Origin of the sequence: Vibrio cionasavignyae, from assembly GCF_050337155.1 — a bacterium.
Lineage (GTDB): Bacteria > Pseudomonadota > Gammaproteobacteria > Enterobacterales > Vibrionaceae > Vibrio > Vibrio nomapromontoriensis.
In genome coordinates this window covers 111,402-124,973 of the sequence record NZ_JAKJSR010000019.1, presented here as the reverse complement: position 1 = coordinate 124,973, position 13,572 = coordinate 111,402, and the positions used below count along the sequence as shown (strand labels likewise).

The window sequence follows — 13,572 nt, the reverse complement described above, 5'->3', positions numbered from 1 at the left end:
TTGAGCCACTAAACACGCATAGAAGGACTGACTATGAAAATCAAAGCGCACACCATCCGAACTCCTGACAACCGGTTCGATGGTCTCATCGATTACCCATTTTCCTCGCACTATTTAGACGTTGATGGAATGCGCATGCATTACTTGGATGAAGGCAGTGAACACGCAAAAACCATTTTCTTGTTCCACGGGCAGCCATCATGGAGTTACCTGTATAGGCATATGATTCCGTTACTCGTTAATGAAGGCTACCGAGTTATCGCACCCGACCTCATTGGCTTTGGTAAATCGGATAAACCCACTCAAGCGTCTGCTCATACCTATGCACATCATGTGCAATGGATGACAAGCTTTGTTCGTCAAATCAATATTCAAAATGCCGCGGCATTTTTTCAAGATTGGGGGGGGATGATCGGTCTGCGAGTGCTCGCTCAAGAACCTTTATGGTTATCTCGGCTCATTTTATCTAACACTGCCCTTGCAGAAATGAATGGCCTTGAAAAGTTCATGGTTCCTAAAGTGCTAAAAATACTCGCTTCTGTTGCAGGCAAAGCTGACTTAGCTGCACTAAATCGTAAAATCAGTTATGGGAACTGGGCGAGTTACTTTCGACACGCCGATACATTAAAAATAGGAGAGATAATACAAGCACTAAGCGTGAAGAATCTGTCCGATTTGGAAAAACAAGCCTATGACGCTCCATTTCCAAACGCTGACCATTATGCAGCCCCGCGCAAGATGCCACAAATCGTGGCCTCTGACCTAAATCAAGTCAACGCCGATTGGGACAAACTGAAAACGTGGAATCAACCAGTTTTGACCTTATTCAGCGACCAAGACCCGTTCTTAGCTGATAAAGGCTACGACGTTAAATTTCAAGATAATTTTACCGGCGCTCAACATCAACCTCATTCAACCATTAAAAATGCTTCTCATTTTTTACAAGAAGATGAGCCTGCTCAGTTAGTACAAAAAACCGTCTCTTGGTTACAACAAACAAATTTTTAGGATATCCAAAATGAAAATACTCGCAATTGGTGCAAATGGCGTCATTGGACAAGCCGTTGTCGCAAACCTCAATCATCAACATGAGGTCATTCGTGTGGGCCATAGCCACGGTGACTTAACCGTCGATATAGAAAGCAAAGTCTCAATTAAAGCGATGTTTGAGCAAGTCGGAATGATCGATGCTATCGTCAGTATGGTTGGCAATGGTGAAATGGGCTCGCTTACTGAAATGAAAGATTCAGGGTTTGCGACCGTTTTAGACAATAAAGTCATGGGGCAGGTCAATATAGTTCGTATAGGGCTAGAGTACTTAAAACCTAATGGCAGCATTACTCTAACTTCCGGTGAAGCCGCCTTTAACGCTATGCCGGGTGTCAGCGCTATTGCGATGGGTACTGCCGCGATAAATGCGTTTGTCGCCAACTCAGCACTAGAGCTTGGGAGCGGAGTTAGGATCAATGCGGTTTGCCCTAGCATGGTTAAAGAAACGATGGATATGTGGGGCATTGATAGCTCCTCCGGCATTAAGGCTGATGATGTAGCTTCCTATTATTCAGCCAGTATTGAAGGCACAGACACAGGAAAGGTATTTAGAGCAATCCGTGGAGCATATCAAACCCCAAAAAAACCTGCCTATTTAGTGTCTTCTAGCCTTTACCCTATGGGACACCCATCACTAGAAAAATACGCTACAGCGTGTGCACCCATATTCCAAAAATATGGCGCGAAGCCACTGGTTATTGGTAAAACTCAACAAAAGTTCGAAGTGATTGACGGGCAGTGGCCAAGCAAAGACGCGAAAATGTCTATCGTTGAGTTTCCGTCAATTGCTCATATACAAGAATGCTTCGAGTCTTTGGAATACCAACAAGTAAAACATTTACGCACTAATACTATTAAAACTTACTTCTCGCTCGCGGTTGAATAGCTCATCGCTTGAGAAAGGTCCAAGAATATATATAGAGAGAGAACATGGCAGGTTGAAACGACCAACGAAAGTTAAACCTGCCATTATTAGAATAAATATCTAGAAACTATGTTCTGTAAAGAACCTTTACAATATGCCAGCCAAACTTTGTTTTCACTAGATGAGGCGTTAACACTTCGCCAGTAAAGCAGATTTTATCAAATTGTGGGACCATTTGACCTTTTCTAAACTCACCGAGGTCTCCTCCTTTTTTGCCAGAAGGACACGTAGAATATTTCTTAGCAAGAGCCTGAAATTTAGCACCTTTTTTCAACTGACCCATAATGTCGTCTGCTTTGTCTTTATGCTTAACAAGGATGTGAAGTGCGTGTGCGGTTCTTGCCATGACGTGTCTACCCTAATACAAAATGAAGAGATGCTGCTAATAGCGCAAAGTGTAAATCAAAATGAGAGCGAAATCACGTTTACAATCCAAGCCACTTCAACTTTATTCTGATCTGCCGCAGATAAGTTAGGGAAAAGTAAAACTATTCTATAGAATTAGACTGTCACCAACTTAGAGTATGAATTCCAATGTCGACAAAAATAAGTAAAGCCAATCAAGCACAAGGTATGCTGCTGTTTACGCTGAATATGCAGAAACAGCGCTTTGCCATCGGCACACTTAAAGTTCGAGAAATCGTGCCATTTTTGCCTACAACACAAATCCCTTACTCTCATCGTCATGTGGTTGGCACAGTGAGCATCCGTGGCTTAACCGTTCCCGTCATCGATATGGCGGCGGCAATTGGCTTTAGACCGATTACTCCCGAAGAGTATTCCACGACTTATCTTGTTGTGACCGACTGTCTGCGCACCGTGGTCGCCTTTATGGTGAGAGAAATCGATAAAATCATAGAGTGTAATTGGAAGGAAATAGAGCCTGCTCCAGAAAGCTCTGGAAAGAACATCTTCGTTACCGGGGTTACTAAGTTTAATGACGACATTGTTCAGCTACTGGATGTAGAGTTACTATTGTCGAAAATTTACCCACAATACGCTGATACTAAAATCCCGATGCTCACAGATGTGCAACGAGAGCGAATGAAAGCCTTGAACGTATTGCTTGTGGATGATTCATCTATCGCGAGAAAGCAGCTCGGCGATGCGCTGAACCAAATCAATATCCCCTTTGAGATCTGCAAAGATGGCAACAGCGCTTTGGCTTTTATGCGTGAAAAAGCGCACTCCTCTCAAGCGATTGATATCCTTGTGAGTGATATTGAAATGCCAGGACTCGACGGTTATGAACTTGTTTTTGAAGTGCAAAATGACGCATCATTGAACCGCGCCTATCGAATCCTACACACCTCTTTATCTAGCGAAATGTGTACCGATCGCGCAAGGCAGGTGGGAGCTCACGAAGCGTTAGTAAAGTTTAATGCCGGAGAGCTCATTGAGGCTATGTTACGAGGCGCCGAAACCTTTGTGGAATCCAAAGCGGCCTCATAACAGATTCTGCATCGATTATCGTATTTACAATAAAACCATTACTCTACGGTATCGCTGTTTTCTATGCGGCGATGCCCCTCTTGTAAGTGGACAAAGTCGACTAAGTCCTCACCAGATACCTGATACGCCTGACCAAACCCCTTAACAAATAACCCTTGTTCCGCCTTTAGGTTAAATAATACAAAATCTTGCAACTGACTTAAGCCATCAATAATCTCACCAAAACGCGTTTGCATCTGAGCGACCACTGCATGCCATTGCTGTGTGTCCCTTTCAACTACGGTTGCAACGGCATCAAACGTCAAACGCTTACGAGCGAACAACTGCTTACTTTCAGATTCATCCTCAATCATCATCAAGGATACGTTTGGGTTCACTTGTAAATTACGGGCATGACGTGCGATTTGTGAAATCAGCACAAAGTAGCCATCTTGATTTTGGACAAATGGTGCATAGCTAACATTCGGGCAACCTTCCCCATCGACGGTAGCAAGTTGAATCGTTTTACGCGTTTGGCGAAACTCTTTGATTTCAGGACCTAATCGCCCCTGTAGTCGCTCTTGCTTAACTTGCTGATCCATTTTCTGTTCCTTTTCTGACTGTACTTTGATTATTTTTATCGTGTTATAAAGTGGGTTTTTCGCTGCCGTATCGTACTATTGGCGTAATTTACTTTGCATCGTTTTAAAACGAGTCACCTGCTCTGGCAACAGTTGACGCTTGTCGTCACGCCCAAGATAAATCTTAAACACGTTATGACCAAGTGCATCAAAAAAGCCAAAGTAGTGGCTTTCATTGCCCATAAAAGGCTTACTCACTAACGCAACATGAGTAATCAGATCTAACTTGAGATGTCCATGTAACTCGCCTTCTTTACCCATAAGATTATAATAACCTCGTGCCATTTTACCTTTTGGGAACGGGGCTTTAACCTCAAAGATGGAGCCGAACGAGTGGACAATCGTTGTCACAGGTCCCCACGTGGTGATGGATTCCAAGACTTCTTGGGCAATACTCCCTCCAGCGACAGCAACCATTTCACTAGGTAATGCGCACACTACTTCACACTCACTTACCGCGAGTTTATCTGCAATCGCAGCGGGTAGTAATTTAGGTTCGTCCGCCAGAATCGCTGCAACTTTTTGCTTTAACGTCATTTGTTGTTCCTATTTAATCTAATGATTCATCATCGCATTTCGTCAATTAGGCGACGAAATGCAACTTTTTATTACCATGAGACAGCGGTGATGAAACGGAAAGCTGCCCATGACTCAACGTCGACAAGGCAGATATCGCCCCTTGAGCTAAGGTTACCGCCCAAAAGCTGCCTGCTAGCGTCAATAACAAGTAGTCCCCTTTGAGTTCAACTAAACCATTTTTCTCCCACACTTGAAACAGAGGTGTAAGCAGCTCAAAAGTATCGTACCCTTGAGTCATGGCTAGTACGCTTCGACGTACTACGCCGCTATCAAACCCAGCTTTCAAACTCGCAAATACTGGCTCTAGTGAATGGTGTTTGCTCATCATCGCAATAGTCGTGTCTCCTGAGCGCATCGCAGACATATATGACTCCAATGATCGATGGTTCATCATTCCATAGCCACCTATATTGCCGCCAGCCCCGCACCCTATTGGCAACACTTCCGCATAGGTCTTTGCAACACTGTTGTATTGGCTGCGTTCTCTGTTGTCTCGTGCCCAATGATTAACACTGAGTTGCTTAATAAAGTGTTCATTCATGAATGCGACACCGTATTCGTACATAGAAGCTTTCTGCGCAGAATTGGCTGGTGGCTCTATACGTCCTTTCTCTACCATATTAAGCATTGGCGCATTACCACCAACAACAAGCTGATAAAGGTCAACGCCATGCGCACCTGAATCCTTGAAGTCGGCAAGATCTTGAGCAAAGACTTCGAGTGTTTGATATGGGAGTCCATAGAGCAGGTCGATGATAATGGGGGCTTCGTCCAATGAACTTAAGTGAGAAACCCGTTCAAGCACAACCTCACGATCGTCAAGTCTTTTGGCACTGCGTCTTACTTTAGTATTAAAACTCTGCACACCAAAGGAAAAGCGATTAAACCCGCCTTCCAATGCTTTATCGAACATTTCATCGCTAAATCGGTTAGTTCTTCCTTCTAGCGTCATTTCACAATCCGTCGCTAAGGGAAACGAGTGACGAATTGCTTTGCCCAATCTTTGTATCTGATCAGGGGACAAATCCGTTGGCGTTCCACCACCAATATAAACGGCATGAAACAAACCGGTTTGAGTCCAAGCAAGTCGTGATTTCAACTCAATTTCTTTCAGTAGTGCTTCAAAATAATCATCGACTAGCTGCCGACTGGCCGCGTTTTGAAAAAAGTTACAAAACGTACAACGTACTCGGCAAAAAGGAATATGGATGTAAAGGCAGCGCTTGCTCGAGCGCTTTGAAGACATAGAAGTCAGTGATTGAAATAGAGACTCATAACGCGCGGATTCTATCGGCGTGCCCATACCACCAGCATGAGGCGACGTCTTCTGAGTAAAAGCGAAGCGCAGCGGATCGGGCGAAGAAACACCGAAGTGTGTCGCATCAAGATGAGTTAAGTCGATTTGCATATCTATTCTCTGTTACCGATCACCCCCGTAATTAGGGGTCGTAGAAGATATTCACGATCATAAATTGGTGATAATGATAATGCAATTGATAATTGATCTTATTTTCATTGTGATACATAATCGCCTTCTCTCGTTAGTGAAAAAGCAAATGACAAGAGAAAGCGCTCGGTCGTCAGTCGAGAATTTAAGTGAATAGAGGTTGGGTTATGAACATCAAAAGGTATGTCGTTGCAGGAAGCTTATCTGTGGCATTCCATATTGGTTTTATGCTTGTCGACGACACACAACAAGTCTTTGCAATGCCGTCAGGTAGCCACTCTACATCGGTATCACTCAATTTTATCGCTCAATCTTCGGCTGCAGCGGCATCATCGACACCTCCAAGTGATACAGACGCTCCATCGGACACGGCAGAAAAAGCACCTATACCACCTAAATCCTCTGAAACCACTTCTGCTAAGGCTAACTCTACTGACAATAAGCCCGCAGAAAGTCGCTCTGTTCAGAAAGCCGTAACGAAAGCGAACAGTTCATCGGTGACAAAAAACAAAAAGCAACCTGTAAAACGGGAAAAGGCTGTTAACAAAGCGCCGAAAAGCACATCGGCGAACCAAAAGAAATCACCGAAGGAGCAAACAACTCCTGCTCCTAAAAAAAGTGAAATAAAAGAAGAAATTAAAGAAACAAAAACATCGGGGAACGATTCCGCACCCACTTCGGCGCAACCAGCCATCGTCAATCAAGGGGTAAGTAATGAACCCGTGCTAAGAAACACCCCTTCTTTCACTACGACACCTGTGCAACCTAGATATCCGAGAATTGCCAGAAAGCGCGGCATTGAAGGCACTGCAACCTATGAAATCTGGCTAGATGAATCCGGAAACCAAACAAAACAAGTACTTGTATCTTCATCTGGCGCCACTATTTTAGATAAGACCGCACTTGACGCAATCAAACAATGGCAATTTTCAGCCTATACCGTTAAAGGGGTTGCGGTCGCCCATCGTATTCAAATTCCTGTTCGTTTTAAATTGGATTAATCATGGAATCACTACACTACCTACAACAGCAACTTGGGTTGATGACTTGGCCGTTGCTTATTTGCTCAGCGATAACTTCGATGATCATCATCGAACGACTCTTCCAAATCGTCATTAGTACTGGCGTAGGCATGAAAGCCATTCGACAAAAGTTAAATCAAATATCACCTACTGACGCGAAAGAGATCGAGCAACTTGCCACAGTCTTGTCTGACAAACGTCCATTGCTGTACCGTGGTGTCGCCATGCTATTAGCGCATCACTCCTTTGCTAAGTCACTGCGTGAAGATGCCGCCAGTATTTGGCTACAGGATAAACGCCATCAACTTCACTCAGGTTTAAAACTATTATCGCTAATCGGTGTTATCAGCCCATTAATTGGCTTGTTGGGAACGGTGCTTGGGCTGATAGATATGTTTCAAGGTATTGCGGCTGCTTCCGGCAATGTCACACCAAACGATCTCGCACAAGGTCTTGGCCTTGCTATGCGAACAACCGCTGCTGGTCTTATGATCGCTCTACCCGCCATAGCTGGCGCTCAACTTATTGGTTTATGGGCGGACAGAATTGTCGCTAAATTGGAGCATACCCTTAACTTTGTCAACCTATGGCTTGAGGGGATTGAAATGCCGCATTCCGACAAAGATCCAGTACAGACCCGCAACCTCGATAAATTATCAGTAACGGATGCATCATGATCAAAGTCAGTGACCCTTCATCCAGCGCGTCTATTTACCCTGACCTTACGCCGTTATTGGACATAATCTTTATTGTCATGGTGTTTTTGATGCTTACCGCCTCAGTTCGTTTGGAGTCATTAAACGTTGAACTACCGGCAACGGATTCCAATGCCGTATCAGAAGTGGCTAATCAGTCCCTTACTGTCAACATCCTTGCTGATGCTCCATATTGGGCATTGAATACCAAACAATATATCGACTGGGACAACTTCAAAATCGCGCTACTGGAAGAGTCAAAATCCACCGCCCAACCGATCATTATTGCAGCCGACAAAACGGCTGATGTTCAACATTTAGTCAAGTTGCTCGCCTTTATGCAAGATAACGGCATTCCCGCAACGCAGCTCTTAACCGAAGACTCTGCCAAATAATTAGGAATTTTCATACTATGTTTCAACTATTACGTAAAACGCTAATCATCAGTACCATCACATCCATGATGGCTTTTAGTGTCTTTGCTCAGTCCACTCAAGTAGAAGCGACGGTATTACCCGAAGAGACACAGAATATCATCAGTGCAGGGGCATCGGTTACCGAGTTGCTACTTGCCCTTAACGCTCAACACCAATTGGTTGCGGTTGACGTAACGAGTGTATTACCCTCATCTCTTGTCTTGCCCAAAGTAGGCTATCATCGTGCACTGTCAGCGGAAGGCTTACTCGCGATGCACCCTGATCTCATCATTGGCACTGATGAAATGGGTCCGAAACCAGCTCTGGATCAGATAAAGCAAGCGGGTGTTAACGTTGAGGTTGTTGATACATCTGCTAGCATCACTGGGCTTAAAAAAAGAATCGACCAAATAGCGGCGTTAACTCATACCCAAGATAATGTTGCCGCATTGAATGATAAAATTGATGCCCAACTCCATGCCCTCACCTCTAACCAACCGTCAACATCAGACGAAAAGAAAAAGATTCTGTTCTTACTTATCCATGAGGGTAGACCTGCGAATGTGGCTGGCAGTGGTACCACGCCCGACGCCATTATCTCGCTTGCTGGGGGCATTAATCCTGCTGCTAAACAGCTAAATGCTTATAAACCATTATCAAATGAAGCCATCATTGAAATGCAGCCAGACATCATTTTGCTCAGTGACCGCAGCTATCGTCAATTAGGCGGAAGCGATGCCTTACTAAAAGCCCTACCTATGCTTGCAGCGACGCCGGCCGGGAAAAATCAGCAATTTGTCACCATTGATGGTCACGCGCTAGTCGGTGGACTGGGGTTAAAAAGCCTCTCGGAAGCGCAAAGATTGAACGAGAAGATCTATCAAAAATAACTACCTATCAGCCAATGGGACATTGTAAATACTACAACCTCATTGGCTATCGCCCGTTTGTTCCCATCTTTTTTATTAGACTGCGCAGCACTAAATTAGATTAACCTTAACTTTAAGCGGCTCTTGTAAACTTATGCTTAGACATTACTCTCTACCAGTTATTTTCATCGGCTTTATTACGCTACTTGTCGTCGCAACTGTTTACTCCATAACGGTGGGACCAATGGCGATTTCGTTCTCAGATAGCTTAATCGCATTGACTACGCGCTCCAATGGACTCGCGCCTCACATCCCTTTAGTCGTCAATGATATCCGTCTGCCCCGCACTTTATTGTGTCTCGTCGTTGGAGCAATCCTAGCCATTTGCGGCACTGTCATGCAGGGGTTATTTCGCAACCCCCTTGCGGAGCCCGGTATCATCGGTGTATCGGCTGGTGCCTCGTTGGGTGGCGCGATTGCCATCGTCTGTTTTTCTACACTCGGCACACAATTCCCTGAATTGATGAATCTCGCCGTCGTCCCCGTTTTCGCTTTCCTCGGCGGTGCATTGACCACCGTTTTAGTCTATAAATTAGGCTCTGGGAAATTTGGCACATCAGTGACTATTATGCTGTTAGCCGGGGTGGCAATAAGTGCTCTAGCTGGGGCGGGGATCGGTTTTCTCAATTTTGTCGCCGATGACCAAATGCTTCGCGATCTCTCTCTATGGTCAATGGGTTCTCTTGCAGGAGCAACATGGGGAAAAATATCGCTTGCCGCATTGACGCTTCTGGTTCTAATCATACTTTTTGCAAAGAAGGCAATGGCGATTAACGCATTGCTTCTCGGAGAATCTGAAGCGTTGCACCTCGGTATTGCCGTACAGCGCCTCAAACGTCAATTGATACTACTCACCGCCGTCGGTGTCGGAGTCACCGTCAGTGTTTCTGGCCCAATCGGTTTCATTGGCTTGATTATCCCTCACTTGGGGCGAATGCTCATAGGTCCTGATCACCGAACTCTGTTGCCGGTATCGGCACTGCTTGGTGCACTGTTAATGACGGCAGCTGACATGATTGCCAGAGTCGTAGTTGCACCAGCAGAATTACCTGTCGGGATTGTTACTGCGATCGTCGGTGCCCCGTTTTTCCTCTATCTGCTTTTTCAGCAAAAAGGGAAGATTCTTTAATGACATACCAAGAGACAACGACAGGAAATTCAGTGACAAGTAAATCTGAATACGCCATTTCGGCCAGCAATATTTCGGTTAAGTTTGCCGATACGACTATTCTGGACAATGTTTCAATAGACCTAAAGCCCGGTGAAGTCACCGCACTACTCGGCCCAAATGGAGCAGGGAAAAGCACGTTGCTAAAAGTACTCAGTGGAGAAATCAAAACACAAGCTAACCTTTGCTATTTCGGTCACTCACGCGACCTCTGGACGCCTGCTAAGCTCGCCATGCATCTAGGTCTCGTGTCACAGCACAGTACGTTAACGTTTCCATTTCTTGCTTCGGAGGTGGTTGAACTTGGGGCCATACCACTTAAATTGCCCAACCGAGATATCAAAGCGTTAGTAAAACACTACCTCACGACTGTCGATATGTTGCCGCTTGCCTCACGTCCCTACCCAAGTTTATCCGGGGGAGAAAAGCAACGTATCCACTTTGCAAGAGTATTAAGTCAGCTTCACCATGCTAAAGGGCAAACGATCCTCATGCTTGACGAACCGACTTCTGCCCTCGATCTTGCTCATCAACACAATACTCTTTCACTTGCACGAGAGATGGCAACCAAGAATAACGCAGCCGTCATCATCGTCCTCCACGATTTAAACCTAGCCTCTCAATACTCAGATCGGATCATTGTATTGAATCAACAAAAAATCGTTGCTGATGGCTCACCATGGGATGCAATTACCAGTGAAATGATCTCAGACGTTTATGGCTATGACGTCATTATTACTGAGCACCCTAAAAAGGGCTTTCCGTTAGTAATCTCACAGTAGTTAAATAGAGAAAATATACTAAATGAACGTTATTTATTTAAAATAAGATGATTTTTGGGCAAAAAAATACCGCAACTATTAATTAGTCACGGTATTTTTAGTAAATGCACAATCCACACTTGCGGGGCTGCAAGCTAACGATAGTACAAAATTAAGTAAGCGCGATGCCCTACTTACTTAATTGAATCAAAGAGCGGCCTAACAGCCACTCCAATTCTTTTTCACTTCCAGAGCCATATTGAGTTTCAACCAATTTGTATAAACGGTCGATACCTTTAGAGGCAAACTCATGCGCATTTTCTGAAGTAACAATATGATGAAAGAGCAATTTCAAAATTGCCAAAAATTCATCATTTTTCAGTGCCGCCAACCAACTATTTACAAAGCTATCTAGCCCACCTTCAAACTCAAGGTGTTCAACGAACATCTTGAAAATGCGTCCATCGAGCGCTGCTGTAAAGTCCGTTTTCTTTGGAAAATGGTGACTAATCCCTGTTCTTGATACACCGGTCTGCTGACTCAAAGTCGTGTAAGACATCTTGTCGTAACCCAAACGGATAATTTGGTCGACAACCGCCTCCATAATCTTCTGAATAGTGATTTCAGTATCTTCTTTACTACGCTTTGGCATTTGACGCTCTTCTCTTATCGCTGTGCTGCATTGACTGTATGCTATACCATAATTAAAGCAATTCTCTGTAAATTAATCTAATAAAATAACATGAATATTTATTAACCCTTGCTTACGGCATCAAGGGCCACACCCATTAGTGGATATTAGATATGCATACAATTGAAATATTATAAAAAATCATTAATAGATTTATAACTTATAAAGTCTACCACTTCTCCGTTAAGTAAATACAACTGTGTACTCTATCGCTAGGACACTGGTCTCGTTTTTGAGACATTAGTCACATTGACAACAAATCACTTGCATAATAAATGCAAATACGAAACTAAAACGCATTGATTGGGAAAATACCCATATCACTCATCCAATACCTTATTAGCAAAATGTGGATGATATAGGATCAATCACAACAAAGGGCCCTATGGTCCTAAAGCGCTGACATCATCGCTATCAATTTTTTCTGGCTACCTGAAAACCACAGTTATAGAATGGTCTCATAATTAGTAAGAGGTATTGTTATGTCAAACACGTACAAAGAAGAAGCGGTATGTGACGCATGTGGCGTCTCCGGAGAGATGGGCTTCATCATCAAAGAAGGTGACGATGTGGCTGAGGTTCAGCTCTTTGCTGAATCTAAAGCGCTATTAGAACAAGAAATTCAAAAGTACATCGATCTTGCTCAGTCAGTCTCTAAGGAAGTTGAATACGACATCTCTGCTCTCGAAGAGGACTCGACCGAACTTCAAGCCCGTTTTAAATTCGAAGTGAGTGCAGAGAAGCTCATTTTTGAACTTAAGACGCGCTCAATCTCACGCTAGCCTTTAATACATCGGCTAAACGTTACTAAAGCGAGCGCTATTGCTCGCTTTTTAAACGCTTCCACTTTAACTCACCATTCATCTCAAAGTCTTGCTCAGCCACGCACTGCAAGATGACACCTTCAACAGTGATCACTGACCCCAATGAAAACGCCTTGTCATTGTAATAACACACGCGTTTACCTAACTTAGAATCTGAAAGCAGCACCGCAGCCCCTACATCCACACCTGGTGTCGTAATGACCTTTGCATTAACAGATGACAGCGGTACGCCTACGGCTACAATAGCTATTGCCGTTAATTTTGAAATCGCTCGCCACGTTTTCCATTGTTTTCGTTGACTATCCATTGCACACTACCTGTATTGTCATTAATTTTCGGCTCTGTTTTCTATGATTCGCGTCTGTTTACTTATTATCACTTGGCTCGCTTCTACTAGTCAGCTTAACGCGACATCACTTGATCACTATAAAATTCTCAACCATCTTGATAATTATGGCAACCTCCACCTTCGCAACAAACCCTACACTGCATTACCTGATGGGTTAGTAGTCAAAGGTAACCTCAACATCGCAAAAACCGCTATAGAAGCGTTACCCAATAATTTAGATGTCCAAGGTAGCCTAGACGCTTCCAATAGTTTAGTGGCATATATCCCAAGAGGAACGAAAATCACAGGTTATGCGAATCTTCTTGGCAGCCAATTAAAGGCATGGCCTGAAGGCGTCACGCCCGGAGGGTATATCAACTTAACCGATACGCCCGTAGCTAAGCTTCCTGATGGCATGATCGTCAATGGTGATTTAGGCTTGATTCGAACCCCACTATCAGAGCTACCAGATAATCTTATCGTCAAAGGTAGTTTGTATATCGGTGGCTCAAATATTACCGTCCTTCCGGCTAGACTCACCGTTGACGGAAATATCTTTCTTGGCGGTAATCGCATTACAAAATGGCCAACAAACCTCACCCTTGGTGGTGCGGTTGCTCGCTAAGTAGCGCTATTTTCAAGCTGGTTCCTCCTGGCTCCTTTGC

General features: G+C 44.1%; 17 protein-coding genes. 11 read left to right on the top strand and 6 right to left on the bottom strand.

All coding sequences use genetic code 11. The features are described 5' to 3' along the window. Positions 1 to 33: 33 nt before the first annotated feature. Positions 34 to 1,008 (top strand): haloalkane dehalogenase, encoded by a 975-nt coding sequence (locus tag L4D74_RS15675; protein WP_428753137.1) that lies wholly within the window; start codon positions 34 to 36, stop codon positions 1,006 to 1,008. Positions 1,009 to 1,018: 10 nt separating this feature from the next. Further along, entirely contained in the window at positions 1,019 to 1,936 is a 918-nt protein-coding gene (locus tag L4D74_RS15670) for a short chain dehydrogenase (RefSeq protein WP_428753135.1), read from the top strand. Between the two features lie 106 nt (positions 1,937 to 2,042). Here L4D74_RS15670 and L4D74_RS15665 read toward each other — a convergent pair whose 3' ends face one another. Next, entirely contained in the window at positions 2,043 to 2,321 is a 279-nt protein-coding gene (locus tag L4D74_RS15665) for a peptidylprolyl isomerase (protein WP_250616217.1), read from the bottom strand. Between the two features lie 188 nt (positions 2,322 to 2,509). On the opposite strand from L4D74_RS15665, the gene L4D74_RS15660 reads away from it, so the two are divergent. Further along, positions 2,510 to 3,427, top strand: a complete 918-nt coding sequence (locus tag L4D74_RS15660; RefSeq protein WP_428753134.1) for a chemotaxis protein — start codon at positions 2,510 to 2,512, stop codon at positions 3,425 to 3,427. Between the two features lie 38 nt (positions 3,428 to 3,465). Here L4D74_RS15660 and hutZ read toward each other — a convergent pair whose 3' ends face one another. From hutZ to hutW, 3 genes are all read right to left on the bottom strand, one after another. After that, a complete protein-coding gene (gene hutZ, locus L4D74_RS15655) occupies positions 3,466 to 4,008 on the bottom strand; it encodes a heme utilization protein HutZ (protein WP_428753133.1) in 543 nt (180 codons plus the stop codon). 75 nt (positions 4,009 to 4,083) lie between these two features. Then, positions 4,084 to 4,584, bottom strand: coding sequence for a heme utilization cystosolic carrier protein HutX (gene hutX, locus L4D74_RS15650; RefSeq protein WP_428753132.1), 501 nt, complete (start codon positions 4,582 to 4,584; stop codon positions 4,084 to 4,086). 46 nt (positions 4,585 to 4,630) lie between these two features. Next, entirely contained in the window at positions 4,631 to 6,034 is a 1,404-nt protein-coding gene (hutW, locus tag L4D74_RS15645) for a heme anaerobic degradation radical SAM methyltransferase ChuW/HutW (RefSeq protein WP_428753131.1), read from the bottom strand. Positions 6,035 to 6,240: 206 nt separating this feature from the next. On the opposite strand from hutW, the gene L4D74_RS15640 reads away from it, so the two are divergent. The 6 genes from L4D74_RS15640 (at position 6,241) to L4D74_RS15615 (ending at position 11,085) form a co-directional block, all read left to right on the top strand. Then, positions 6,241 to 7,074: an energy transducer TonB gene (locus tag L4D74_RS15640; RefSeq protein ID WP_428753130.1), complete on the top strand. Its 834-nt coding sequence runs from the start codon at positions 6,241 to 6,243 to the stop codon at positions 7,072 to 7,074. Positions 7,075 to 7,076: 2 nt separating this feature from the next. Continuing rightward, positions 7,077 to 7,772: a MotA/TolQ/ExbB proton channel family protein gene (locus L4D74_RS15635; RefSeq protein WP_428753128.1), complete on the top strand. Its 696-nt coding sequence runs from the start codon at positions 7,077 to 7,079 to the stop codon at positions 7,770 to 7,772. Further along, the gene (locus tag L4D74_RS15630) at positions 7,769 to 8,185 is read left to right on the top strand and encodes an ExbD/TolR family protein (protein WP_428753127.1); all 417 of its coding nucleotides are present in this window, start codon (positions 7,769 to 7,771) and stop codon (positions 8,183 to 8,185) included. Before L4D74_RS15635 ends, L4D74_RS15630 begins: the two co-directional genes overlap by 4 nt. 17 nt (positions 8,186 to 8,202) lie before the next feature. Next, complete coding sequence (locus L4D74_RS15625) at positions 8,203 to 9,096, top strand: heme/hemin ABC transporter substrate-binding protein (RefSeq protein ID WP_428753126.1); 894 nt, start codon at positions 8,203 to 8,205, stop codon at positions 9,094 to 9,096. A 133-nt stretch (positions 9,097 to 9,229) separates the two neighbouring features. After that, complete coding sequence (locus L4D74_RS15620; RefSeq protein WP_428753124.1) at positions 9,230 to 10,264, top strand: FecCD family ABC transporter permease; 1,035 nt, start codon at positions 9,230 to 9,232, stop codon at positions 10,262 to 10,264. Beyond that, positions 10,264 to 11,085 (top strand): heme ABC transporter ATP-binding protein, encoded by an 822-nt coding sequence (locus tag L4D74_RS15615; protein ID WP_428753122.1) that lies wholly within the window; start codon positions 10,264 to 10,266, stop codon positions 11,083 to 11,085. The genes L4D74_RS15620 and L4D74_RS15615 overlap by 1 nt, the downstream gene beginning before the upstream one ends. 169 nt (positions 11,086 to 11,254) lie before the next feature. On the opposite strand, the gene L4D74_RS15610 is transcribed toward L4D74_RS15615, so the two are convergent. Beyond that, positions 11,255 to 11,716, bottom strand: a complete 462-nt coding sequence (locus tag L4D74_RS15610) for a TetR/AcrR family transcriptional regulator (RefSeq protein ID WP_428753120.1) — start codon at positions 11,714 to 11,716, stop codon at positions 11,255 to 11,257. A gap of 521 nt (positions 11,717 to 12,237) precedes the next feature. Here L4D74_RS15610 and L4D74_RS15605 point away from each other — a divergent pair. Continuing rightward, positions 12,238 to 12,537 carry a YfcZ/YiiS family protein gene (locus L4D74_RS15605; RefSeq protein ID WP_428753119.1) on the top strand — a complete coding sequence of 100 codons (300 nt, stop codon included), beginning with the start codon at positions 12,238 to 12,240 and terminating at the stop codon, positions 12,535 to 12,537. A 37-nt stretch (positions 12,538 to 12,574) separates the two neighbouring features. On the opposite strand, the gene L4D74_RS15600 is transcribed toward L4D74_RS15605, so the two are convergent. Beyond that, positions 12,575 to 12,886 (bottom strand): YnjH family protein, encoded by a 312-nt coding sequence (locus tag L4D74_RS15600; protein WP_428753118.1) that lies wholly within the window; start codon positions 12,884 to 12,886, stop codon positions 12,575 to 12,577. A 43-nt stretch (positions 12,887 to 12,929) separates the two neighbouring features. On the opposite strand from L4D74_RS15600, the gene L4D74_RS15595 reads away from it, so the two are divergent. Continuing rightward, complete coding sequence (locus L4D74_RS15595; protein ID WP_428753117.1) at positions 12,930 to 13,532, top strand: hypothetical protein; 603 nt, start codon at positions 12,930 to 12,932, stop codon at positions 13,530 to 13,532. Positions 13,533 to 13,572: the final 40 nt, after the last annotated feature.